This is a genomic window from Agreia bicolorata (assembly GCF_000938265.1).
Lineage (GTDB): Bacteria > Actinomycetota > Actinomycetes > Actinomycetales > Microbacteriaceae > Agreia > Agreia bicolorata.
This window is the reverse complement of the sequence record NZ_JYFC01000007.1, coordinates 55182-76666: the sequence shown is the minus strand read 5'-3', so window position 1 is coordinate 76666 and position 21485 is coordinate 55182. Positions and strand designations below refer to the sequence as shown.

At 65.1% G+C, this 21485-nt stretch carries 23 protein-coding genes and 2 tRNA genes; 11 read left to right on the top strand and 14 right to left on the bottom strand.

All coding sequences use genetic code 11. The features are described 5' to 3' along the window. Positions 1 to 37: 37 nt before the first annotated feature. From TZ00_RS14935 to TZ00_RS14920, 4 genes are read right to left on the bottom strand one after another with little or no spacing between them, the layout of a single operon-like run. Positions 38 to 1528: an amidohydrolase gene (locus tag TZ00_RS14935; RefSeq protein WP_044442907.1), complete on the bottom strand. Its 1491-nt coding sequence runs from the start codon at positions 1526 to 1528 to the stop codon at positions 38 to 40. Next, positions 1525 to 2151 (bottom strand): FMN-binding negative transcriptional regulator, encoded by a 627-nt coding sequence (locus tag TZ00_RS14930; protein WP_044442906.1) that lies wholly within the window; start codon positions 2149 to 2151, stop codon positions 1525 to 1527. Before TZ00_RS14930 ends, TZ00_RS14935 begins: the two co-directional genes overlap by 4 nt. 17 nt (positions 2152 to 2168) lie before the next feature. Next, on the bottom strand, positions 2169 to 3155 hold the full coding sequence (locus tag TZ00_RS14925) for an Fpg/Nei family DNA glycosylase (RefSeq protein WP_044442905.1): 987 nt from the start codon (positions 3153 to 3155) through the stop codon (positions 2169 to 2171). 3 nt (positions 3156 to 3158) lie between these two features. Further along, a complete protein-coding gene (locus TZ00_RS14920) occupies positions 3159 to 3650 on the bottom strand; it encodes a ribose-5-phosphate isomerase (protein ID WP_044442904.1) in 492 nt (163 codons plus the stop codon). Between the two features lie 111 nt (positions 3651 to 3761). Between TZ00_RS14920 and pepN the strand changes: the two genes are divergently transcribed. The 4 genes from pepN to TZ00_RS14900 are packed head-to-tail and all read left to right on the top strand — an operon-like array spanning position 3762 to position 9554. Next, positions 3762 to 6311 carry an aminopeptidase N gene (pepN, locus tag TZ00_RS14915; protein ID WP_044442902.1) on the top strand — a complete coding sequence of 850 codons (2550 nt, stop codon included), beginning with the start codon at positions 3762 to 3764 and terminating at the stop codon, positions 6309 to 6311. 56 nt (positions 6312 to 6367) lie between these two features. Next, a complete protein-coding gene (locus TZ00_RS14910; RefSeq protein ID WP_152631229.1) occupies positions 6368 to 7405 on the top strand; it encodes a mechanosensitive ion channel family protein in 1038 nt (345 codons plus the stop codon). Position 7406: 1 nt separating this feature from the next. Beyond that, positions 7407 to 7850 (top strand): globin, encoded by a 444-nt coding sequence (locus tag TZ00_RS14905; RefSeq protein ID WP_078715253.1) that lies wholly within the window; start codon positions 7407 to 7409, stop codon positions 7848 to 7850. A gap of 48 nt (positions 7851 to 7898) precedes the next feature. After that, on the top strand, positions 7899 to 9554 hold the full coding sequence (locus tag TZ00_RS14900; RefSeq protein ID WP_044442901.1) for an FAD-binding dehydrogenase: 1656 nt from the start codon (positions 7899 to 7901) through the stop codon (positions 9552 to 9554). A 25-nt stretch (positions 9555 to 9579) separates the two neighbouring features. Here TZ00_RS14900 and TZ00_RS14895 read toward each other — a convergent pair whose 3' ends face one another. Further along, the gene (locus tag TZ00_RS14895) at positions 9580 to 10236 is read right to left on the bottom strand and encodes a DUF8185 domain-containing protein (protein ID WP_044442900.1); all 657 of its coding nucleotides are present in this window, start codon (positions 10234 to 10236) and stop codon (positions 9580 to 9582) included. A 47-nt stretch (positions 10237 to 10283) separates the two neighbouring features. Between TZ00_RS14895 and TZ00_RS14890 the strand changes: the two genes are divergently transcribed. Next, positions 10284 to 11180 (top strand): acyl-CoA thioesterase, encoded by an 897-nt coding sequence (locus TZ00_RS14890; RefSeq protein ID WP_044443084.1) that lies wholly within the window; start codon positions 10284 to 10286, stop codon positions 11178 to 11180. Here the strand turns inward: TZ00_RS14890 and TZ00_RS14885 are convergent. The 4 genes from TZ00_RS14885 to TZ00_RS19055 form a co-directional block, all read right to left on the bottom strand. Continuing rightward, entirely contained in the window at positions 11161 to 11646 is a 486-nt protein-coding gene (locus TZ00_RS14885; RefSeq protein ID WP_044442899.1) for an acyl-CoA thioesterase, read from the bottom strand. The two genes, TZ00_RS14890 and TZ00_RS14885, sit on opposite strands and share 20 nt — an antisense overlap. A gap of 11 nt (positions 11647 to 11657) precedes the next feature. Next, positions 11658 to 13340: an energy-dependent translational throttle protein EttA gene (ettA, locus tag TZ00_RS14880; RefSeq protein ID WP_044442898.1), complete on the bottom strand. Its 1683-nt coding sequence runs from the start codon at positions 13338 to 13340 to the stop codon at positions 11658 to 11660. Between the two features lie 39 nt (positions 13341 to 13379). Beyond that, positions 13380 to 13892 (bottom strand): DUF6993 domain-containing protein, encoded by a 513-nt coding sequence (locus tag TZ00_RS14875; RefSeq protein WP_238579708.1) that lies wholly within the window; start codon positions 13890 to 13892, stop codon positions 13380 to 13382. 104 nt (positions 13893 to 13996) lie between these two features. Continuing rightward, entirely contained in the window at positions 13997 to 14551 is a 555-nt protein-coding gene (locus tag TZ00_RS19055) for a single-stranded DNA-binding protein (RefSeq protein WP_161793785.1), read from the bottom strand. Between the two features lie 206 nt (positions 14552 to 14757). On the opposite strand from TZ00_RS19055, the gene mgrA reads away from it, so the two are divergent. From mgrA to TZ00_RS14855, 3 genes are all read left to right on the top strand, one after another. Next, on the top strand, positions 14758 to 15765 hold the full coding sequence (gene mgrA / locus TZ00_RS14865) for an L-glyceraldehyde 3-phosphate reductase (RefSeq protein WP_044443080.1): 1008 nt from the start codon (positions 14758 to 14760) through the stop codon (positions 15763 to 15765). A gap of 77 nt (positions 15766 to 15842) precedes the next feature. Continuing rightward, positions 15843 to 16064 (top strand): hypothetical protein, encoded by a 222-nt coding sequence (locus TZ00_RS14860; RefSeq protein WP_044442893.1) that lies wholly within the window; start codon positions 15843 to 15845, stop codon positions 16062 to 16064. Positions 16065 to 16140: 76 nt separating this feature from the next. Beyond that, positions 16141 to 16929: a hypothetical protein gene (locus TZ00_RS14855; RefSeq protein ID WP_044442892.1), complete on the top strand. Its 789-nt coding sequence runs from the start codon at positions 16141 to 16143 to the stop codon at positions 16927 to 16929. Here TZ00_RS14855 and TZ00_RS14850 read toward each other — a convergent pair whose 3' ends face one another. From TZ00_RS14850 to TZ00_RS14830, 5 genes are all read right to left on the bottom strand, one after another. Next, positions 16930 to 18435, bottom strand: coding sequence for an FAD-dependent oxidoreductase (locus TZ00_RS14850; protein ID WP_044442891.1), 1506 nt, complete (start codon positions 18433 to 18435; stop codon positions 16930 to 16932). It abuts the gene before it with no gap. Continuing rightward, positions 18435 to 19295 carry an FAD:protein FMN transferase gene (locus TZ00_RS14845; RefSeq protein WP_044442889.1) on the bottom strand — a complete coding sequence of 287 codons (861 nt, stop codon included), beginning with the start codon at positions 19293 to 19295 and terminating at the stop codon, positions 18435 to 18437. Before TZ00_RS14845 ends, TZ00_RS14850 begins: the two co-directional genes overlap by 1 nt. Then, positions 19282 to 19755: an FMN-binding protein gene (locus TZ00_RS14840; protein WP_044442887.1), complete on the bottom strand. Its 474-nt coding sequence runs from the start codon at positions 19753 to 19755 to the stop codon at positions 19282 to 19284. The genes TZ00_RS14845 and TZ00_RS14840 overlap by 14 nt, the downstream gene beginning before the upstream one ends. A 166-nt stretch (positions 19756 to 19921) precedes the next feature. Further along, positions 19922 to 19994, bottom strand: a tRNA-Arg gene (locus tag TZ00_RS14835). A 40-nt stretch (positions 19995 to 20034) separates the two neighbouring features. Further along, positions 20035 to 20253, bottom strand: a complete 219-nt coding sequence (locus tag TZ00_RS14830; protein ID WP_044443077.1) for an SCO4848 family membrane protein — start codon at positions 20251 to 20253, stop codon at positions 20035 to 20037. Positions 20254 to 20296: 43 nt separating this feature from the next. Between TZ00_RS14830 and orn the strand changes: the two genes are divergently transcribed. From orn to TZ00_RS14815, 3 genes are all read left to right on the top strand, one after another. Next, on the top strand, positions 20297 to 20917 hold the full coding sequence (orn, locus tag TZ00_RS14825; RefSeq protein ID WP_044442885.1) for an oligoribonuclease: 621 nt from the start codon (positions 20297 to 20299) through the stop codon (positions 20915 to 20917). A gap of 48 nt (positions 20918 to 20965) precedes the next feature. Beyond that, a tRNA-His gene (locus TZ00_RS14820) sits at positions 20966 to 21041 on the top strand. A gap of 76 nt (positions 21042 to 21117) precedes the next feature. Next, positions 21118 to 21468, top strand: coding sequence for a metallopeptidase family protein (locus tag TZ00_RS14815; protein WP_044442882.1), 351 nt, complete (start codon positions 21118 to 21120; stop codon positions 21466 to 21468). The last annotated feature ends 17 nt before the right edge of the window (positions 21469 to 21485 follow it).

Sequence of the window (21485 nt, the reverse complement as noted above, 5' to 3'; positions counted from 1 at the left end):
AGCTACGAAACTCCGACCCACGATCGATCGAGCCGAATCAGAGCGCGTTGTGCGTGAAGCGCCCTCCGAGCAGTGTCGCGGCCACGGGCATCCGACGCAGTTCGTCAGTGCTGGCCGCAAGCGGGTCGAGCTCGAGCACAGCGATGTCGGCGGGGCCTCCCGACTCGAGGGCACGACGCCCGTCGGACGAGGCGAACAGTGCATCTTCGACCGAAATGGCCTGCTCAGGATGCCACGCCGCACGTTCATCGCCAGTGCGGGCCACGGCGGCCGCGATGGTGACCCAGGGGTCGAGTGGAGCGACCGGCGCGTCCGATCCCAGAGCGAGTTCGGCTCCGGCATTGAGCAACGACGCGAGCGCGAACGCCCGACCAGTGCGCCCGGGCCAATACTTGTCGGCGACGTCGCGATCGTCCATGGCGTGCTCAGGTTGCACCCCCGCGGTGACGCCGAGACGGGCGAATCGCTCGAAGTCGACCTCGGCGACGAGCTGGGCGTGCTCGATGCTTCCGCCCACACCAAGCCGTTCGAACGCGTCGAGAGCGAGCTTGTTCGCCTGGTCGCCTATGGCGTGAACGGCGGGAACGAGGCCGGCCTGGGTGGCTCGGCGAAGCATCGGAACGAGCTCGTCATACGCAACGGTGAGCAGCCCGCGCGAATGGGCCAGCCCCTCGAGGCCGGGATACTCGTCGAAGCAATACGCCGTGCGGGTGTTGAGCGAGCCGTCGGTGATCACCTTGAACGGCCCGACCTGGAGCAGACCGTGCGTGCCCGCGATCAGCGCCCCTGTGGCGAGACCCGCGTCGATGGCCCGGTCGAGGTGCTGCGGGTAGATTCCGAACCGCACGCGCAGCTCGGTCGCACCCGATCGGATGCGACGGGTCCAGTCGTCGACGTTCCACGACATCTCGAGATCGACGACACCGACGATGCCGCGGGCAGCAGCGGCGCGTGCAGTGTCACGCACCCAGCTATCGAGCGTGTCGGTTTCGACGTCGCCGAGGGTGCGGGTCACAGCGAAGCAGTCGTCTTCGCGGAGCAGCCCCGTGGGATGCTCGCCCCGACCGTGCTGCGCCAGAGCGGCCGAATTGAGCCAGCAGCAGTGCAGGTCTGCACTCACGAGGATCACGGGCCGCGTGCCCGTCACGGCATCGAGCAGCCCTCGGTGCGGAGCGTCGGGCCAGAGCCCGTCGCGGAACCCGTAGCCGACCAACGGCCCGGCATCCGCATCGCCGTGCCGGAGCCGTTCTGCGACGATGCCCACGGCATCCGCCGCCGACACTGCGGCCGAAAGATCGAGCCGGCGCGAAACGAGCGCCCACTGAGTGGCGTGCACGTGCTTGTCCCACAGGCCGGGAATGACGTAGCGCCCATCGAGATCGACGACCTGCGTCGACGCATCGTGCGATACACCGATCGAGGTGTCACCAGCTTCGAGGACCGACTCGATGCGCCCGTCGACAAGATTCACATCGACCCGCGCTCCACCGGGCAGCCGGGCTCCTGTCAACAGCACCGATTCGGTCATTTCTCTCCTCGTACGCGTTGCATTTCGGCCGCGAGCGCTTTGCTCGCATAGGGCCCGTCACCCTCGAGCTCGGAGATGATGCGATCGACCGTCGCCTCCGGCTTGTTCTGGCTCAGCTTGGTCTTCGCCTCGATGCGCGTCGGCACAAGGCGGAATCCCACGGTGCCGGCGCTGATCGCGTCGGCGTATGCCGAGTCCTCGGCGGTGCCTCGCATCAGCCTCGCCGCGTCGACGTGCTGCTCGAAGTGCTCGACGAGCCGATCGAGAACGCGCAGGTTCTCGTCTGCGTCGAGGATCTCGGGAACACCGGACAGGTGTGCAGACGTGAAGTTCCAGGTGGGAACGGCCGGTTCGGCGTCGTACCACGATGGTGAGATGTATCCGTGCGGGCCCTGCACGATAACCATCACCTCGTGCTGCCCGAGCTCGTGGATTCGTTCGTCGGGTCGCCCGAGATGGCCGACAATGGCGAGCTCGTCACGGCTGTCATCGAGCAGCACGGCGTAGTGCGACGCGACCAGGCCCTTCGACGTGTGGCTGACCAAGGTGATCCACGGGTTCAGCTCGATGAGTCGTCGCAGCTCTGCCTCGTCGCTGAGCGCGAATACGGGCGCCTTTCTCATGTCACGCCTTTCTCATGTCAGGCCTGATCCTTCGGGCACCAGTACAGTTTTCTGCCACCCATGATCTCGAGCACGATGTTCGTGCCGCACACGCGGCACGGCAGTCCATCTCGTTTGTAGACCCAGTGCCGGTCGTCGCGCTTCGCGAGCGCCTTCTCGTAGTCGACCTTCGAGAGTTTGTCCATCGTCATCATCTGGCCGGTCTCGACGCCGATGGTGAGGAGCTTCGTCCAGTCTTTCCAGAGCTCGCGAACCGTATCCTCCGGCACGAGCTTTCCTGGGGTATGCGGGTTGAGTCTGGCGCGAAACAGCAGCTCGGCGCGGTAGACATTGCCGATGCCACTGACGATCGACTGATCCATGAGCAGCAGACCGATGGCGGTCTGCTTCTTGCGCACAGCCTCCGTGAAGCGGTCTTCGGCGGCGCGGCGGGCCTTCGGTGTGGTCTCGAGAAGCGGATCCGGCCCGGCCTTCGCAATCACGGCGGCGACCTGCGCCGCATCCAGAATCTCGCACGCGGTCGGGCCGCGCAGATCGGCGACTGCCGTGTCGGTCAGAAGGCGCACGCGTACGGCTCCCACCGGAGCCGGCGGCCATTCGGTGATCTCGTCACCCAGCTGCTCTTGCTCCGACATGCGCAGTCGTGCCCGCCTGGGCGCACCGATGCTCGAGATGGAGTCCTCTCCATCGGCGTCGATGATGGTTCCGCGCTGATTCGTCTGGCCCATGCGGCCGTTCGCCGAGGCGATGGTCTCGTCGCGCGTGATGTCGCCCGCGAAATCCCAGGCTCCGTAGATGCCGAGGTGCACACGCAGCCAGACCTCGCCGTCGAACTCAAGGAACATCTGCTTGCCGACGGCCTTCGCGTCGGTCATGGTGCGACCGTCGAGGATAGCGGCGCCCTCGGCGAAACGACCCTGCGGAGACCACGACTCGATGCGGTGACCTACGAAGTTGCGGCCGAACTGACGGGTGATGCGATGTACGGAGTGTCCCTCGGGCATGACTCAGGCCGGGTCGACTACATGGCCCGCGATGGCTCCCGTGGCCTCGTACTCGGCGAGCTGCGCGATGCGCCGCATGTGCCTCTCTTCAAGAGAGAAAGGCTCGGCCACGAAGGCGTCGATCAGGGCCATGGCCTCCTCGACGGTGTGCTGACGTGCACCGATCGAGATGACGTTGGCGTCGTTGTGCTGACGTGCGAGCACGGCGGTCGAGTGGTTCCAGACGAGGGCGGCACGAGCGCCGGTCACCTTGTTCGCCGCGATCTGCTCGCCATTGCCCGAACCGCCGAAGACCACGCCGAGGGCTTCGATGCCGGCCTGCTGGTCACGCACCACGGCCTGCGCAGCGTTGATGCAGAACGACGGGTAGTCGTCGATGGGGTCATAGCTCGTCGGTCCGTGGTCGATCACGTCGTGGCCGAGGGATGCGAGGTGCTCCTGGATGGTCTGGGAGAAATCGAGCCCGGCATGATCCGTGGCGATATGGATGCGCATGGGATGAGTTTACTGAGGCCGGCCGGTCGCGCAGATAGGCTGTTACGGTCACGCGCAGCGGGCCACGAGCCTGCGCGCCCAGAACTCATACGAGTACGAAAGAAGTCACCTGTGCCTGGAGAAAACCTCACCCGCGTCGAAGCGCAGGAGCGCGCCGCCATCGTCAGCGTCTCGAGCTACGACGTGGTCCTCGACCTCACCCAGGGGGCGGAGACGTTCCGGTCGACGACGACCGTTCGTTTCAGCGCCACCGCTGGCGCGTCGACCTTCATCGACGCCATCACTCGCTCCGTGCACTCGGTCACGCTGAACGACCGGCCGCTCGACGTGTCAGCCGTGAACGACGGTGTGCGCATCCAGCTTGACGATCTGGCCGACGAGAACGTGCTCATCGTCGACGCCGACGCCGAGTACACCAACACGGGCGAGGGCCTGCACCGCTTCGTCGACCCCGTCGACGGCGAGGTCTACCTCTACAGCCAGTTCGAGGTGCCGGACTCGCGTCGTATGTTCGCGGTATTCGAGCAGCCCGATCTGAAGGCGACGTTCGCGTTCACCGTCACGGCGCCCGCCTACTGGCAGATGGTCTCCAACCAGCCGACGCCAGAGCCCATCGCCGTCGAAGGAACCGACTTCGCAACCTGGACCTTTGAGCCGACGCCCCGTATCTCGTCGTACATCACGGCCCTCATCGCCGGCCCCTACGTGGTCGAGCGCAGCGAACTCACCTCGAGCGACGGCCGTGTGATCCCCCTCGGCGTCTTCTCCCGGGCATCGCTTTCGCAGTACATGGACGCCGACTACATCTTCGACAAGACCCGCGAGGGCTTCGAGTTCTACGAGACGCAGTTCGCCTATCCCTACCCCTTCGACAAGTACGACCAGCTCTTTGTGCCCGAGTTCAACGCGGGTGCCATGGAGAACGCCGGAGCAGTCACCTTCACCGAGACCTACGTCTTCCGCTCGAAGGTCACCGACGCGGTGCGCGAGCGCCGTGTCGTCACCGTGCTGCACGAGCTCGCCCACATGTGGTTCGGCGACCTGGTCACGATGCGCTGGTGGAACGACCTGTGGCTGAACGAATCGTTCGCCGAGTACATGTCGACGCTGGCCACCGCCGACGCGACCGAGTGGACCGAGGCCTGGGCCACCTTCGCCTCGACGGAGAAGAGCTGGGCGTACCGCCAGGATCAGCTGCCCTCGACGCATCCCATCGTGGCGACGATCAACGATCTCGAAGACGTGCAGGTCAACTTCGACGGCATCACCTACGCCAAGGGCGCCTCGGTACTCAAGCAGCTCGTGGCCTGGGTCGGCCAGACCGAGTTCATGGCCGGTGTCGCCCGGTACTTCGACGCGCACGCGTTCGGCAACACCGAACTCGTCGACCTGCTGACCGAGCTCGAGACCACAAGCGGCCGCGACCTCGGCGAGTGGTCGAAGCTGTGGCTCGAGACCGCCGGGGTCAACACACTGCGACCCGAGATCACGACCGACGACGACGGGGTGATCACCTCGTTCGAGGTTCTGCAGACCGCCATCGCCGAATACCCGACCATTCGCCCGCACCGTCTCGCGATCGGCTTCTACTCCTTCGATGGTGACGCTCTCGTGCGAACGAAGCGGGTGGAACTCGATGTCGACGGCGCGCGCACCGAGGTCTCCGAGCTGGTCGGCGAGCGCCGCCCCGACCTCGTTCTGCTGAACGACGACGACCTGGCCTACGCCAAGGTGCGCCTCGACGACGCATCGCTCGCCGTGGCCGTCGAGAGCCTCGCTGCCGTCACGAGTCCCCTCGCCCGCGCCATCCTGTGGGGGTCGGCTTGGGACTCGACCCGCGACGCCGAGACGCGCGGGCGCGACTTCGTGCGCCTGGTTCTGGGAAACGTGGCCACCGAGACCGAGAGCACCACGCTGCGCACCGCGCTGAACCAGCTCGTGCTCACCAGCACGAGCTACATCGCTCCGGATGCCCGGGGCGAGGTCATCGAGGTCGCGGCCGACGAGCTGTGGTCGCTCGCTCAGGCCGCCGAGGCAGGAAGCGACGCGCAGTTCCAGTTCGTGAAGTTCTTCGCCGCACTGGCGTCGACCGACGCCCAGCTCGACGTCGTGAAGTCGATCCTCGACGGACACACCCGCCTCGACGGCCTCGAGATCGACACCGACCTGCGCTGGGAGCTGCTGATCGCCCTCGTCGCCGGAGGCAAAGCCGGCCAGCCCGAGATCGATCAGGCTCTCGAGAACGACAACACGGCATCCGGTGCCCAGTCGGCCGCCCACGCATCGGCCGCGATCCCCACCGCGGAGGGCAAGAACGCCGCCTGGTCGTCGCTCATCGACACCGATGAGGCCCCCAACGCCATCGTGCGCGCCACTGCCCTCGGGTTCCAACGCGCGCACGACACGGCCCTTCTCGAGCCGTTCGTCGCCAAGTACTTCGACTCCCTCGTCACGGTCTGGGAGACCCGGAGCTACGGAATCTCCTCGTCGCTGATCACTGGTCTGTACCCGGCGGCGCTGGCGAACCAGCAGCTTCGCGACGCGACCCAGGCCTGGCTCGACGCGAACACCGAGCAGCCGCCGGCACTTCGCCGTCTCGTGGTCGAGAACCTGGCCGGCGTGGATCGCGCGATCGCGGCGCAGGCACGCGACGCCGACTAGTCCGGAGAGTAGGCGCACAGGCAGCGCTGAACCTCGATCGATAGAGTGACGTGAATATGGATTGGAACGCATTCTGGACCGGCTTCAACGAGTTCATGCGCGTATGGGGCACACCCATCAACGTCGTGATCATCGTCGCGCTCGCCTTCGTGATCCGGCTGGTGCTGATCTTCGTGATCAAGCGCGTCGTGCAGCAGGTCGTCTCTGGCGTCAAGAAGAAGCAGAACGTACAAGATACGCAGGCGCTGATCGCCTCGCCCCTAGCCGCGGTGCGGGTGGTACAGCGAACGCGCACCCTCGGTACCGTGCTCACCAACATCGTGAACGTCACGGTCGTCGTGGTGACGCTGATCCTCATCGTCACCACGATCGATTCGAACATCATCGGCTCACTCGCGATCCTTACGGCCGCCCTCGGTGCCGGCCTCGGTTTCGGCGCGCAGAACATCGTCAAAGACGTGCTGAACGGTCTGTTCATGGTGATGGAGGACCAGCTCGGCGTCGGTGACGTCGTCGACCTCGGGCCCGCCACCGGCGTCGTCGAGGCCGTGGGCATCCGAGTCACCCAGGTGCGCGACGTGAACGGAACCCTCTGGTTCGTGCGCAACGGAGAGATTCTGCGCGTGGGCAACATGTCGCAGGGGTGGGCGCGCGTGATCATCGACCTCGCCGTTCCCTACGACACCGACGTCGACGCTGTGCAGCAGAAGATGCTCGAGACCGCGATCGCCCTGGCCGCCAATCCCAAGTACCGCAGTCTCATCATGGAGAAGCCCGAGATCTGGGGTCTGGAGTCCATCTCCGCGGAGGCCCTCGTGGTCAGGCTCGTTGTCAAGACCCGCACGTCGGCGAAAGACACGGTCGCCCGAGAATTGCGGATGCGCCTGAAGAAAGCGCTCGACGAGATGGATGTGCGGCTGCCCGCCCTCAACAGCATCGTGCTCTCGGGCTTCGAGGGGGCGGCGAGCGTGGCCGGTGCCCGCACCCCGAAGACCAAGCCTGTTCCCCTCACAACCAGCGTCGACGAGAACACCACCAAGTCCGGGGAGCCGGGCACGAAGTCTGCGCGCGCACCCAGAAAAACAGAGAGCTGACATGTCGATTCCCTCGGAGCCGTCGCCCATAACGCTGCGCGTCTCGCAGAACGGCGACTCAGCGCTCGCCCGATCGTTCTACGACGAGGTCGGGGGCCGAGCCACGTTCGAAAAGCTCGTGCGTGCCTTCTACGACGGCGTCGCCACCGACCCCGTGCTCGTCGAGATGTATCCGGAAGAAGACCACGAAGGCGCGATTCAGCGCCTCACAGGATTTCTGGAGCAGTACTGGGGAGGGCCGGGCACCTACAGCGAGGAACGCGGTCACCCGAGACTGCGCATGCGGCACATGCCGTTCAAGGTCAACCCTGACGCTCGAGATCGCTGGCTCGCCCACATGCGCGCGGCGGTCGACACCCTCGAGCTTTCTCCTCTGCAGGACGCTACGCTCTGGGGATACCTCGACAGGGCAGCGCACGCCATGGTGAACACCTTCGAGGAGTAACCGGGGCGGCCGCTTACGGCCGTGAGCACGAAAGACGAAGGAGTCTTGATGTCATCGAACAGCACCGGAGCAATCGTCGTCGGCGCCGGCCTCGCCGGTCTTGTGGCCGCGTCCGAACTCATTCGCGCAGGCCGCCATGTGACGATCGTCGAGCAGGAGCCCGCGGCATCCCTCGGCGGACAGGCCTGGTGGTCGTTCGGCGGACTGTTCCTCGTCGACTCCCCGGAGCAGCGCCGACTCGGCGTGCACGACTCGGCCGAGCTGGCGCACCAGGACTGGTTCGGCAGCGCCGGCTTCGACAGAGACGAAGACGCCTGGCCGAGACGCTGGGCCGAGGCGTACCTCGACTTCGCCGGCGGAGAGAAGCGCGCCTGGCTGCACGGCCTGGGCGTGCGGTTCTTTCCCGTGGTGGGCTGGGCGGAGCGAGGGGGCTACACGGCAAATGGGCACGGCAACAGCGTGCCGCGCTTTCACATTGTCTGGGGCACAGGGCCCGGGGTCCTGGCGCCCTTTCTGCGCACTCTCGAGGAGGGAATCGAGCGGGGCCTGGTGACGATGCTGCACCGGCACCGCGTCGACGAGCTCCTCACACGAGACGGCGCGGTCGTCGGCGTGCGCGGCTCAGTGCTGGCCGACGACGGCGCGGCACGCGGCGCTTCCAGCTCGCGGGAGGTCGTTGGCGACTTCAGCCTCGAGGCGCAGGCCGTGATCGTGACAAGCGGTGGCATCGGCGGCAACCACGACCTCGTGCGCAAGAACTGGCCGGAACGCCTCGGCACTCCCCCGGCGACAATGCTCTCCGGAGTGCCCGCTCACGTCGACGGCAGGATGCTCGCGATCTCGGAATCCGCGGGCGCTCACCTCATCAACGGCGATCGCATGTGGCATTACACCGAGGGAATCACGAACTGGGATCCGGTCTGGCCGTCGCACGGCATCCGGATTCTGCCCGGGCCGTCGTCTCTCTGGCTCGACGCGACCGGGCGCCGTCTCCCCGTGCCTCTCTTTCCTGGATTCGATACGCTCGGCACGCTCGAGCATCTGCGCACGACCGGATACGACCACAGCTGGTTCGTGCTCACGCAGAAAATCATCGAGAAGGAGTTCGCTCTATCGGGAAGCGAGCAGAACCCCGACCTCACCGACAAGAACCTCCGGCTGCTGGCGAAGCGGGTCGCGCCCGGGGCTCCGGGACCCGTCGAGGCCTTCAAGCAGAAGGGCGTCGACTTCGCGGTTGCTTCGACGCTTGCCGAGCTGATCGAGTCGATGCAGGCGCTCTCACCGCATGGTGTTCTCGATGCTGACCGAGTCGAGAGCGAGGTGTTAGCTCGCGACCGCGAGGTGGCGAACGATTTCACGAAGGACGCCCAGCTCACAGCCATCCGCGGAGCCCGACGCTACCGCGGCGACAAGCTCATCCGCGTCGCCAGCCCGCATCGCCTACTCGATGCGAAGGCGGGGCCGCTCATCGCCGTGAAGCTGCACGTCCTCACCCGAAAGAGCCTGGGCGGCATCGAGACGAATCTGCTCGGTGCGGCCATGGATGCGCAGGGCCGGGTGATTCCCGGCCTCTACGCGGCGGGCGAGGCGAGCGGGTTCGGCGGCGGGGGCATGCACGGCTACAGGTCGCTCGAGGGAACGTTTCTCGGTGGATGCCTGTTCTCGGGTCGAGCGGCCGGCCGTGCGGTCGCGGCGCAGCTCTGACGGCTCCGCGCGTAAGACAGATCGCTCAGCGCGTGAGGACGTGGCCGCGTCTGGTCGATACGCGGGTCCAGGCGCCCGACACGAGGATGCGTGCGGGTTCGTCGGTGCGCAGGAAGCCCAGGCTGTCGGCGGCGAGACCGACACCCGCGGGAATCGGCGGCACAACATCTGGAATCGGACGACCCCAGACCTCGGCGCGGATCTTGTGTACGAGCTGCTCGCCCGCGTCGTTCGGCAGAGCCGCGGCGACCTCGGCGACGCCGCTGCGTGCGGCGGCTTCGAGCACGGGCGCAGCGACCTCGCCCGCCGCCGACCATCCGCCGCGGGGCGGCGAGATGCCCACCCATGCGGGCGAGGACTCGGGCGGCGGAATGAGCACTGCGATGGGGCCGTCATCGAGGTTGACTGTGACTGAGAGCAGGGCCAGACGATCGAGCATCTGGCGGGCCGAGACGACGACATCGAACGAGGCGCTCTCGGCCAACGCAAAGGTGCGGAGCCCGAGCACGGTGGGCGCGTCGTCGAGGAGGCCTCGCGGGTGCAACACGGGCGCGTACACAGCCAGCACGCCGGATCCTCCGATGAGTCGCACGCCTCCCTGGTCGAGCCGAGCAGAACGACCGAGGAACACTTTGAGGTCGCCGAGCGAGGGCGAATCGACAAGAGCGAATGACTGAACCATCTCGCTGTCTAAACTACTTCACTGGGAACGCCAATATGGGAGGCAGCATGACCGAGAAGATCCGTGCTAAGCCGTTGGATGGACTGCTTACGGCGCTGGACCTCACCGACACCGGGGCGCGCACGAACGAGGACATCTTCACTGGGCCCTCGCAGTGGATGCCGCAGGGTCGCGTTTTCGGCGGTCAAGTGCTCGCGCAGTCGATCACCGCCGCGATGCGCACCGTCGATGAAGACCGGATCGTGCACTCGATGCACGGGTACTTCTTGAGGCCGGGAAACATCGACAAGCCCATCACCTTCGCCGTGGATCGTATCCACGACGGTCGTTCGTTCGCGACGCGCCGAACCCAGGCGTATCAAGACGGAACACCGATCCTGTCGCTCATCGCCTCGTTCCAGACGGAGGACGACGGCCTCGACCACCAGATCGACATGCCTGCCTCGATCCCCCAGCCCGAGGACATCCCGAGCACGGCCGAGCGGCTGGAGGGAATCGATCACCCCGTTGCCCGCTTCTGGGCGACCGAGCGGCCCTTCGACATGCGCCACGTCGACTCGCCGATCTATCTCTCCGTCGAGGGCAGGCCTGTGGGCCACCAGGCCGTATGGATGAAGACCTTGGGCACCCTGCCCGACGACCCGAATCTGCATCGTGCGGCGCTGGCCTACGCGAGCGACTACACGATCCTCGAACCGATCTATCGTCGGCACGGCATCGCGTGGGTGACGCCAGGGCTGAAAACGGCGAGCCTCGACCACGCCATGTGGTGGCACCGCTTCGGCCGGGTCGACGAATGGATGCTCTACGTGCAGGAATCGCCGAGCGCTCACGGAGGCCGCGGTCTGTCTCTGGGACGTATCTACTCGCGCGACGGGGTGCTGCTCGCGAGCGTCGCTCAGGAGGGCATGGTGCGCGTTCCGTCTAGCGGGCGCGCTTCGTGAACTCCACCGGCGCATCGAGGTAGGGCTCCCACGCCGTTCGCTCGACGTCGTTGATGCGGCGCGGCCTCTGCGTCGCCGCATCGACCAGCACGATCGTGGTCGTTGCCCGGGTGAACAGCACGTGTGGTTCGACACCGACCGGGCTGCACACCTCGTAACAGACCTCGAGGCTCGCTCCCCCGAGCCGACCGAGCCACAACTGGATGTCGACCGGCTGCCTCAGATATGGCACCGGAGCGAGGTATTCGATCTCCTGGCGCGCGATCAGCGTGAGCGTGTCCGATCCGGGACGCCCGTCGAGAACGGCCGTGGATGCCCCCACTGCTGGTTGCGCGGATCCCGGGTCGGGGCTCCAGAACGCCTCGATGCGCGCCTCCTCCAGGAGGCGCAGCATCTCGGCGTTGTTGACGTGACCGTATGCGTCGAGGTCGGACCAGCGCAGGCGGATGGGTACGTGCAGGCGCATCGCGACGTCGCTTAGTCGCGGGTGAGCTTGCGGTACGCCGAGCGGTTCGGCTTCGCCGCGTCTGGGCCCAGGCGCTCGATCTTGTTCTGCTCGTAGGACTCGAAGTTGCCCTCGAACCAGTGCCAGTTCGACGGCGCCTCTTCTGTGCCCTCGTACGCGAGGATGTGGGTGGCGATACGGTCGAGGAACCACCGGTCGTGTGTGATGACCACGGCGCATCCGGGGAACTCGAGGAGAGCGTTCTCGAGGCTGGAGAGCGTCTCGACATCGAGGTCGTTTGTCGGTTCGTCGAGCAGCAACAGGTTGCCGCCCTGCTTGAGGGTGAGAGCGAGGTTCAGGCGGTTGCGCTCTCCACCCGAGAGCACGCCGGCCTTCTTCTGCTGGTCGGGACCCTTGAATCCGAACTGCGAAACGTAGCCGCGCGACGGGATCTCGGTCTTGCCGACCTGGATGTAGTCCTGTCCGTCGGACACGACCTCCCAGAGGGTCTTCTGCGGGTCGATGCCGCCGCGGTCCTGGTCGACGTACGAGATATCGACCGTCTCACCGATCTTCAGGTTGCCCGAGTCGAGAGGCTCGATTCCGGTGATCGTCTTGAAGAGCGTGGACTTGCCGACGCCGTTCGGGCCGATGACGCCGACGATGCCGTTGCGAGGAAGGGTGAAGCTGAGGCCGTCGATCAGCACGCGATCGCCGAAGCCCTTCTTGAGGTCTTTCGCGTCGATGACCTGCGAGCCCAGTCGCGGACCGACGGGGATGACCAGCTCTTCGAAGTCGAGTTTGCGGGTCTTCTCGGCCTCCGCCGCCATCTCCTCGTAGCGTGCGAGACGGGCCTTCGACTTGACCTGGCGTCCCTTCGCGTTCGAGCGAACCCACTCGAGCTCGCTGGAGAGCCTCTTGGCCAGCTTGGCGTCTTTCTTGCCCTGAACCTGCAGGCGCTCCTGCTTCTTCTCGAGGTAGGTCGAGTAGTTGCCCTCGTAGGGGTAGAGCTTGCCGCGGTCGACCTCGGCGATCCACTCGGCCACATGGTCGAGGAAGTACCGGTCGTGAGTCACGGCGAGAACGGCGCCGGGGTACTTGGCGAGGTGCTGCTCGAGCCAGAGAACGCTCTCGGCGTCGAGGTGGTTGGTGGGCTCGTCGAGAAGGAGGAGGTCGGGCTTCTGCAGGAGCAGCTTGGTAAGGGCCACGCGACGCTTCTCACCACCGGACAGGTTAGAAACGCTGTAGTCGCCGGGCGGGGTGCGGAGCGCATCCATCGCCTGCTCGAGCTGGGAATCGAGGTCCCAGGCGTCGGCGGCGTCGATCTCCTCCTGCAGCGTTCCCATCTCGGCGAGGAGCGCATCGAAGTCGGCGTCGGGCTCCGCCATCGCGAGACCGATCTCGTTGAAGCGATCGACCTTCTGCTTGATCGGGCCGACACCCTCCTGCACGTTCTCGAGCACGGTCTTCGACTCATCGAGCTCCGGCTCCTGCATGAGGATTCCGACGCTGAAACCGGGAGTCAGCCGGGCTTCGCCGTTTGACGGCGTGTCGAGTCCGGCCATGATCTTGAGGATTGTCGACTTGCCTGCACCGTTAGGGCCGACGACACCGATCTTCGCCCCCGGCAGGAACGCCATCGTGACGTCGTCGAGGATGAGCTTGTCTCCCACGGCCTTGCGGGCGCGGACCATCGAGTAGATATATTCGGCCATTCGACCAGTCTATGGTCTCTTCGACCCGACTTCCTCGGCTCAGAAGTCGATGGGGCGCGTCTGACCGACGAAGCACTTGCCGGTCGCGAGCGGCGCAGCGATGATGCTCGTGTAGCCGCCGACCGTGCCCCACTGCCCGATCAGACAGGCATCGGCAGCGTGCACCGAGAATTGCACCGAGTCGGCCTTGACGCCCACGGTCGTGATGTCGGGCGTCAGCTCCATGGCTTCAACCGCGAAACCACCGGCGCGGAGGGAGTTGATGAACGCCGGGCCGTCAGGCTGACCACCCGCTGCCGTGATGGCCTGATTGTTCAGGTAGTCGAAGAACGGCTTGTTCTCGGCCGCGGTGCCGTTGGGAACGAGGGTGGGCGGCGGCGCGTCGGACGGCGTTGGGGTCGATGCAGGCGTCTCGGTCACGGTCGGGGCGGCGGACGTCTGACCTGGATCGGACTCTGCGACGCATCCAGTGAGGACAAGTGCAAGCACTGCGGCGACCACGGTCGCTCGATGTCGTCGTGTGCCGTTGCTGTCAGCCGCCGTGCGCGTCACTATGCCCTCTTCTCGCAGTGTCCCCCGTGTGCCCTCACCGATTCTAGGTGAGGGCCTCGGGTACGCGGCAACGGCACGGCCGATTCACCGGTTCGCCGCATCGGTCAGAAGGGCACCTTCTCTGTATCCGAGACGTCGTCACTCGCTGCGGGCACCGAATTCTGCGTGTCACGTGACAGGTCGTCGCCGACGACCGGTGACGACCAGATATCGCTCGCCGGGCTCTGCGGCTCGGAGGCCAGAGGATCAGGTTCAGGAGCGTCGTCGGCCGAGGGAGCGCCCTGCTGGTCGACAGGCACGGCGGCCTTGAGCCGAGTGAAATGGGATACCCCGAACGCAAGGTCGTGGCCGATGGAATCGACATCGACCTCGATCGCTGTTCCGCGTTTGTCACCGCTCGTCCAGTTGCGCACCCGCAGACGCCCCGTGAGCACAACATGGTTGCCGATCTCGAGGGAATTGGCCACGTTGTTCGCCATCCACCGGTAGGCGTTGACGGTGTACCAGTTGGTGTCCCCCTCGATCCACGTCGACGTCGCACGATCGAATCGCCGCTGGCTCGATGCGAGACGAAAGTTGGTGACCGTGAGGCCCGTGCTGGTTCGAACGTTCTCGGGTTTGGTTGCTACGACGCCTGCCAGCGTCACGATGTCTGTCACGTCATTCTCCTTCAGTCGGTCGATTGGCCGGCGCGAGACCGGCACTCGTGCCAGTTGATTCCGGACTCGCGCCGGTTGCACAAGACTCGTCGTCGGACATGCTGCGTGGGGCAGGGATCGGTGATCTGTGCACAGCTCGGGACGACGGCGATCGGAGGAGGAGAGGTCGCATCGCTCCAGTGGCGCTCGTGCTCTACGGTTGTCGAGTGACCTACAGCGCCGAGGACAGCCGATACGAGTCGATGAAATACAACCGAACGGGGCGGAGCGGCCTCAAGCTCCCCGCTCTCTCGTTGGGCCTTTGGCACAACTTCGGAGATACGAAGCCGCGAGAGACGCAACGCGACATCGTGCGCCGAGCCTTCGACCGCGGGGTCACCCATTTCGATCTCGCCAACAACTACGGACCACCCTACGGCTCGGCCGAAACCAACTTCGGACGCATTCTCGCCGACGACTTCGGCGCCTACCGCGACGAACTGGTCATCTCATCGAAGGCCGGCTATGACATGTGGCCCGGGCCGTATGGCGACTTCGGCTCACGCAAGTACCTGCTCGCGTCCCTCGACCAGAGTCTCGGGCGACTGGGACTCGACTACGTCGACATCTTCTACCATCACCGCCCCGACCCCGAGACGCCGATCGAAGAAACCGCCGCGGCCCTAGCGGCCGCTGTCGCGCAAGGGAAAGCCTTATACGTCGGCGTGTCCAATTACAGCCCCGACGACACTCGACGCATGCACGCCGCACTCGCCGAACATCGTGTCCCCCTCCTGATTCACCAGCCGCGCTATTCGATGTTCGACAGGCACATCGAAGACGAAGGCCTTCTTCCCGTGCTCGACGAACTCGGCGTGGGCGGCATCGTCTTCTCACCGCTGGCGCAAGGCCTGCTGACCGACCGCTATCTCACCGGCACCGTTCCCGACGGATCGCGGGCCGCAACCAGCAGATTCCTGTCCGAGTCACGCATCGACGACGACTACCTGGCCCGGGCACGCGCTCTCCACTCGATCGCTCAGGACCGAGGTCAGACTCTGGCCCAGCTCGCACTCACATGGGTGCTTCGCCAGCCGCAGGTGACCAGCGCGATCATCGGCGCATCCAGCGTCGAACAGCTCGATCAGAATCTCGACGCGCTGCGTGCAGAGCCCCTCTCCGAGGCGGAGCTCGCTCTCATCGAGCACCACGCGGTGCACGGCACCGGGCTCTGACTCGCACTGTCGGTGGCTGCTCCTAGCCTTTTCTTGTAACGAGAGAAGTCTTAGCCATCGTCAAGACAGGAGCAGCCATGACCACCACGTCCACGAGATCCGCCGCATCTTTCATTGCTCTGCGTCCGGGCTTCTGGCGGGTGGTTCATCCAGCCGGGCATGTGCTGGGCTACATCGAAGAGGCGCGGGCGGCCGGTGCCCATCAATTCACCGCACGCCGCCTCGTGTCGAACACAACACGACTCGTCGACGTCGGCGACTTCTGGTCGTTCGACAGCGCACGAGCCTGCTTCGCATAATCCGAGCATCACGAATCGATCTCTCCTCGGCTCGTCGCACCGCGATCCCGCCGACCGACGACGTAGTCTTCGGCTCATGGAATGGTGGAACAACATCGCAGACTGGTTCTTCTCGAGCAACGGACGCTTCGTCGTGTCCGGCATCGTGCTGCCGGCAGTGGCGATCATTGTGGCCGCGATCATCGGTGCCTGGATCGCGAGCGGCTCGATCAAGCGGCTTCTCGCCAAACACGATCGCGAGCTCAAGGTTGCCGCGATCGCATCCCTGATCGACGCCGCGCAGCAGGCGTCCGTGTGGAACTCGTTGACGCCGCAGGAGCAGATCATGTCTGATCGCGCCGTCGGTCAGGCAGATATCCAGATCCGTCTGCTTCCTATCAAGGGCTCCGCTGTCGCGGCCGACTGGGCTGCTCACTCGCTCGCCGACATGCGCCGCAACTCGGCCACTTTCGGCTACCAGGTCGAGCCCGCGGTCATCGAATTCCGCGACCGCCTGATCGAGTGGCAGGAACGACCGGGGCGCAGCCGAAAGGCCTTCCAATCAGATCTTGACCGCTGGAGCGTCGAAGACGAAGATGCCGAGAAGCACCTCGCACGCCAGCAAGAGGCATGGGTCGCGCAGCAGCACCACGAGCAGCACAGCAGGCCCGAGGTCGAGGCGACGACGGTCATCACACCGGCCGCAGCGCCCTCGCCCATCGAGTCGCCCACAGCAACACCTGAGCAACGGGCGGCCCGCGAGGAGACGCAGCGCGTGCTCGACAATGTGAACGCCGTAGAGCGTCGCCGCGAGTCCCGTGACGACAGCGAAACCCCGCCCCCGATCAACGCATTCCCGCCGCGTCGGGCCTCCGACAACGACTGATCAATAGCCCGAGAAGGCGTCGGTGACGACGCGACGCACACGCAAGCGACGCAGCTCTGAGCGCACAGCGCCCACCAGGCGCGGCGGCCCCGATACGAAGGCCGCTCTCTGCCGAACGTCCGGCACATACTGCTCGATCAGCTCGCTGGTCAGACGACCGGATCCCGCGTAGCTCCACCCCTCGGGCAGAACATCGGGCTCAGAAGGCGCAACGAGAACGATGCGGATTCCCAGGCGCTTCAACTCCTCGGCATAAGCGAACTCTTCATGTCCGCGAATGGCGTAGACGAGAACCAGATCGCGTTCTGCGCCCTCTACCGCGTCGTGCTGGAGTTGGCTGATGAACGGCGTGATTCCGACCCCGCCCGCCACCAGCAGCACCGGCCGTTTCGGATCTGAGGGCAACAGGAAGTCGCCCGCCACGAGGTTCGCCCTCACCGATTGCGATGGCTTCAACGAGGCCAGGGCTCGCTTGAAGCTCGAGGTCGACTCGCCCATGCGCACCCCGAACCGCACCTCGTGCGGGTTGCTCGGTGCCGACGCGATGCTGAACACGCGACGGGTTCCCGACGAGTCGGCTCCGGAGTGGGGGATCGAGAGTTCCATGTATTGACCGGCGCGGAACGAGACCGGGCGCTTCGTCGAGAAGACGAACTCGGTCATCGACGGTGTCAGCTCGACCGAGCGCTCGAACGAGAGCGAGAGTCCGCGGCGTTGACCCACCAGGAATGCCAGGAGATTGCCCACGACAAGAGCGAGTTCGGGGCTGCCATGCAGAGGGCCCGCCGAGAAGGGGATCGAGAAGAGCAGAGCCACGACTGCGGCGAGCGCGATTCTCTGCCACAAGCGCGGAGGCAGGGTGAGCGGCTCGCTCAGCATAAAGCCGGCAAGGAAGATCAGCGGTGTCGATCCGATCGCATAGACCAGAGCATCGGGCACCGTGAGACCGAACGACGACTGCACGATGACCACGACGACCGTGGCGAGCGCGATGAACGTGAGCCCCATGGGCAACTGACGGGTGCGGTAAAGCACGAGCAGTGCGCCAATGGCGACGGCGGGCAGAAGCACCGGCGTTCCCACCCACCATACGGATGCGTTGAGCCCGGTGAGCGTGATGATCACGGCCCCGACCGCGGCCGGGTTGAAGATGTGGCGCCGCCTCCAGGCGAGCACATACTTCGAGGCCACGGCGATGGCTGCCACGAGCGCGACCGACAGCAGATCCTGCCCGTCGGTAGTCGGAAAGAACAGGAAGAACAGCAGGAGCGCGGTGATGATCGACGACTCCGTGTGCGGCCTCACCCGGAAGAGCAATGCCATGACCCGATTGGCCACGACGCAGGAGACCAGCACGGTGGCCAGTGTCGCGAGCAGCGCGAGAGGCGGGAACCCGAGCACGCCGACAAGGCTCTCGACAATCGCCACGACAGCGATCGCCGCCAGTACGAGGCTGACGAGCCGGTACATCTGAAGCTTGCCCAGCAGGGCATCCAGTCGAGCCATCAGGAGAAGACCTCTCCCCGCAGCGTGCGGGATCGTTCGGCTATGCCGGAGGAGTGCATGCGCACCCAATCGAATTCGAAATGCTCGGCGAGCCGCGCGGGCTGCACGAAGAACAGGGCAGTGGCGAGTCCGTCGGCAAGAAGGCCGTTGGCCGCGATCGCCCAGGTCGCGATAATGTCCGACGTCGGCGCCCCCGTGCGTCCGTCGAGAATGTGATGCAGACCCGCTCCCCACACCCGGCGATTCGATCCGGATGCGCAGAGCGACTCATTCTCGATCGTCACGACCCCGATCGCCTTGCTCGGGTCGAACGGATGCTCGAGGCCGACTCGCAGGGGCTCTCCCCTGTTCACCAGATCGCCGCTGGCATCGATGACGAAGCCGGTGATCCCTGAATCCACGAGAACCTCGGCCACTAAGTCGACCAGGTAGCCCTTTCCCGCGGCGCCCACATCGATGACGGTCGGTGCAGTCGTCGTAACGGTCGAGCCGCTGCGACTCACCACCTCTGTCCATTTTGTCGGTACGACTCGGCCCGCCTGCGCGGTGAGGCTGTACTGGCTGTCGTAACCGAGGTGCTCGAGGGAGCGGCCCACCAGTGGTGTCACCGCTCCCCCGCTGATCTCGTCGAGTCTGTCGTAGAGATCGAAGAGATCAATCGCATCGGGCGGAAAGTCGACCGATCCCGACTCTGCGGCGAGCGATGCCACCAGAGAATCGGATCGGAATCGGGAGTACGTGCGATCGAACTCCTCGACGCGGCCTCGCACTCGATCGGCGACGACCTCGGGAAGGTCGTCATCGGTATCGATCTGCCAGGACGTGCCGATTCCGGTGAATCGGAGACTAGACGCCGGCATCAGCCTTGATCTTGTCGACGGCATCGTTGAAGCCGCCGCTCGTCAGCGACGAACCGGCGACCTTCGAGACCTTGAGGTCATCGAGACTCTTGCCTACGACCTCGGCGGCGATGCCGTCGGCGAACTCGCCCTGGTACTTCTTGCCGTTCGGGTTGGTCGATTCGGGCGTGACGGTGACGGCCGTGATCTTGCCGCCGGCCAGGGTCAGCGACACGCCGACCATCTCTTTGCCTCCGGGAGAGGTGTACTCGCCCTCTGCCTTGTACTCGCCATCTTTGTATGCGGACGATCCAGCGGGTGCCGATGTGGAGGGGGCGGCGTCGCTGGTGCTCTTGAGCGTGCCAGCCGGCGTGCTGGCGGCGTCAGGCGCGTCTGCTCCGGTGGAGCAGCCGGTGACGACACCGAGAAGCGAGAGCCCGGCGAGGGCTGTGACGGCGGTTTTCTGGTGGCGGGTGATCATGGTTCTCTCCATCAGTCGGGATGCGTACTGGCAAGTTAGTACGCCTACGACCATAGGGGCGCCCCCCGCTGCAAGTACTTGGGAGGAACTGTGGAAACACTGAGAATAGTTGAAGCAACAACTAATGAGGGCTGCTCATAGTCATTCGACACGACTCGTAGTGAAGTGCCCCCGGTAGGAATCGAACCTACGACCAAGAGATTAGAAGGCTCTTGCTCTATCCACTGAGCTACGGAGGCGTGTGCCTCGCTTACCGCGAGGCGCTTCTACGATAGCGCGTCACGCAGAGGCGAGCGCGATGATCGCGACAACGAGAGACACTGCAGCGAGAAGCAGAGAGACTCCGATGAGCACGGCATGCACGATGAGGAACGTCGTGGCCCTACCCGACGCGTCGCGCGCCCGCGGGTCTTTGCTGATGCGCTTGTAGAAACGTGGCCAGACCAGTGCGTTCCAGAGCGCATTGACCAGAAGCAGGATAGCGAGGGTGATGATCATCGAGTCCATTCTACGATTCATGCGCACGGATAGGATTGCGTGCATGGCTTCACTCACGGATCGTCTCGTCTGGATCGACTGCGAAATGACGGGACTCGATCTCAGCGTCGACGAACTCGTCGAGGTTGCGGTCGTCATCACCGACTTCGACCTCAACATCCTCGATCCGGGCTTCGCCGTCGTCATCAAGCCCGACGACTCGGCCATGCAGAACATGAACGACTTCGTGCGCAACATGCACGCCTCGAGCGGACTCGACAAGGAGATCCCTCTCGGCGTAAGCCTGGCCGAGGCCGAGTTCCAGGTACTCGAGTACATTCTGAAATTCGTGCCCACCGGCCAGCAGGCGCCCCTCGCCGGAAACACCATCGGCACCGACCGCGCGTTCCTGGCCAAGTACATGCCCCGCGTCGACAGCCACCTGCATTACCGCAGCGTCGACGTGTCGAGCATCAAAGAACTCGTGCACCGCTGGTTCCCCCGGGTGTACTACAACGCACCCAAGAAAGACGGTGGCCACCGCGCTCTCGCCGACATCCTCGAGTCGATCAGAGAACTCGGTTACTACCGCAAGGGCGCTTTTGTTGCGGAGCCCGGACCGGCTACAGACGATCTGAAAGAACTCTCATCCACGATTGTGCGCGAGTTCGCCGCCGGTCTGTAGTAGAGTCTTCTTCTGTCGCTTCGATGAGTTCTCATCGAGTGGCACATGGTGGATATAGCTCAGTTGGTAGAGCGCTGGCTTGTGGAGCCGGATGTCGCGGGTTCGAGCCCCGTTATTCACCCCAGAGAGAAAGGCCCGGGTCGATCACGATCCGGGCCTTTGTCGTATCCCGCGCGTATGAGTCCGAAGGAGAGTCCTCCGTGCACGACATCGATGCCGAGCAGTTCGAGGCGCTCGTCGTGGCCGAACTCGACCTTCTGCCCGACGACATGATCGACGGTCTCGACAACGTGGTCTTCGTCGTCGAAGACAGACCTGAGGACGGCTCCCTCGACCTGCTGGGACTCTACGACGGCGTGGCTCTCACGGAGCGCGGTCAGTATGGATTCGGAGAGATGCCCGACCGCATCGTGCTCTACCGCGAGCCGCTGCTCGAACTCGTCGACGACCTCGACGAGCTGAAAGATCAGATCCACGTGACGCTGGTGCACGAGATCGCTCATTTCTACGGTATCGACGACACGAGACTTCACGAACTCGGCTGGGGCTGACCGGCAACGCCGCCCGA

Coding starts and splice junctions, on each gene's coding strand:
- TZ00_RS14935 (WP_044442907.1), bottom strand. CDS start 1,528: ATGACCGAATCGGTGCTGTTGACAGGAGCCCGGCTGCCCGGTGGAGCG.
- TZ00_RS14930 (WP_044442906.1), bottom strand. CDS start 2,151: ATGAGAAAGGCGCCCGTATTCGCGCTCAGCGACGAGGCAGAGCTGCGA.
- TZ00_RS14925 (WP_044442905.1), bottom strand. CDS start 3,155: ATGCCCGAGGGACACTCCGTACATCGCATCACCCGTCAGTTCGGCCGC.
- TZ00_RS14920 (WP_044442904.1), bottom strand. CDS start 3,650: ATGCGCATCCATATCGCCACGGATCATGCCGGGCTCGATTTCTCCCAG.
- TZ00_RS14910 (WP_152631229.1), top strand. CDS start 6,368: ATGGATTGGAACGCATTCTGGACCGGCTTCAACGAGTTCATGCGCGTA.
- TZ00_RS14905 (WP_078715253.1), top strand. CDS start 7,407: ATGTCGATTCCCTCGGAGCCGTCGCCCATAACGCTGCGCGTCTCGCAG.
- TZ00_RS14900 (WP_044442901.1), top strand. CDS start 7,899: ATGTCATCGAACAGCACCGGAGCAATCGTCGTCGGCGCCGGCCTCGCC.
- TZ00_RS14895 (WP_044442900.1), bottom strand. CDS start 10,236: ATGGTTCAGTCATTCGCTCTTGTCGATTCGCCCTCGCTCGGCGACCTC.
- TZ00_RS14890 (WP_044443084.1), top strand. CDS start 10,284: ATGACCGAGAAGATCCGTGCTAAGCCGTTGGATGGACTGCTTACGGCG.
- TZ00_RS14885 (WP_044442899.1), bottom strand. CDS start 11,646: ATGCGCCTGCACGTACCCATCCGCCTGCGCTGGTCCGACCTCGACGCA.
- ettA (WP_044442898.1), bottom strand. CDS start 13,340: ATGGCCGAATATATCTACTCGATGGTCCGCGCCCGCAAGGCCGTGGGA.
- TZ00_RS14860 (WP_044442893.1), top strand. CDS start 15,843: ATGACCACCACGTCCACGAGATCCGCCGCATCTTTCATTGCTCTGCGT.
- TZ00_RS14855 (WP_044442892.1), top strand. CDS start 16,141: ATGGAATGGTGGAACAACATCGCAGACTGGTTCTTCTCGAGCAACGGA.
- TZ00_RS14850 (WP_044442891.1), bottom strand. CDS start 18,435: ATGGCTCGACTGGATGCCCTGCTGGGCAAGCTTCAGATGTACCGGCTC.
- TZ00_RS14845 (WP_044442889.1), bottom strand. CDS start 19,295: ATGCCGGCGTCTAGTCTCCGATTCACCGGAATCGGCACGTCCTGGCAG.
- TZ00_RS14840 (WP_044442887.1), bottom strand. CDS start 19,755: ATGATCACCCGCCACCAGAAAACCGCCGTCACAGCCCTCGCCGGGCTC.
- TZ00_RS14830 (WP_044443077.1), bottom strand. CDS start 20,253: ATGATCATCACCCTCGCTATCCTGCTTCTGGTCAATGCGCTCTGGAAC.
- orn (WP_044442885.1), top strand. CDS start 20,297: ATGGCTTCACTCACGGATCGTCTCGTCTGGATCGACTGCGAAATGACG.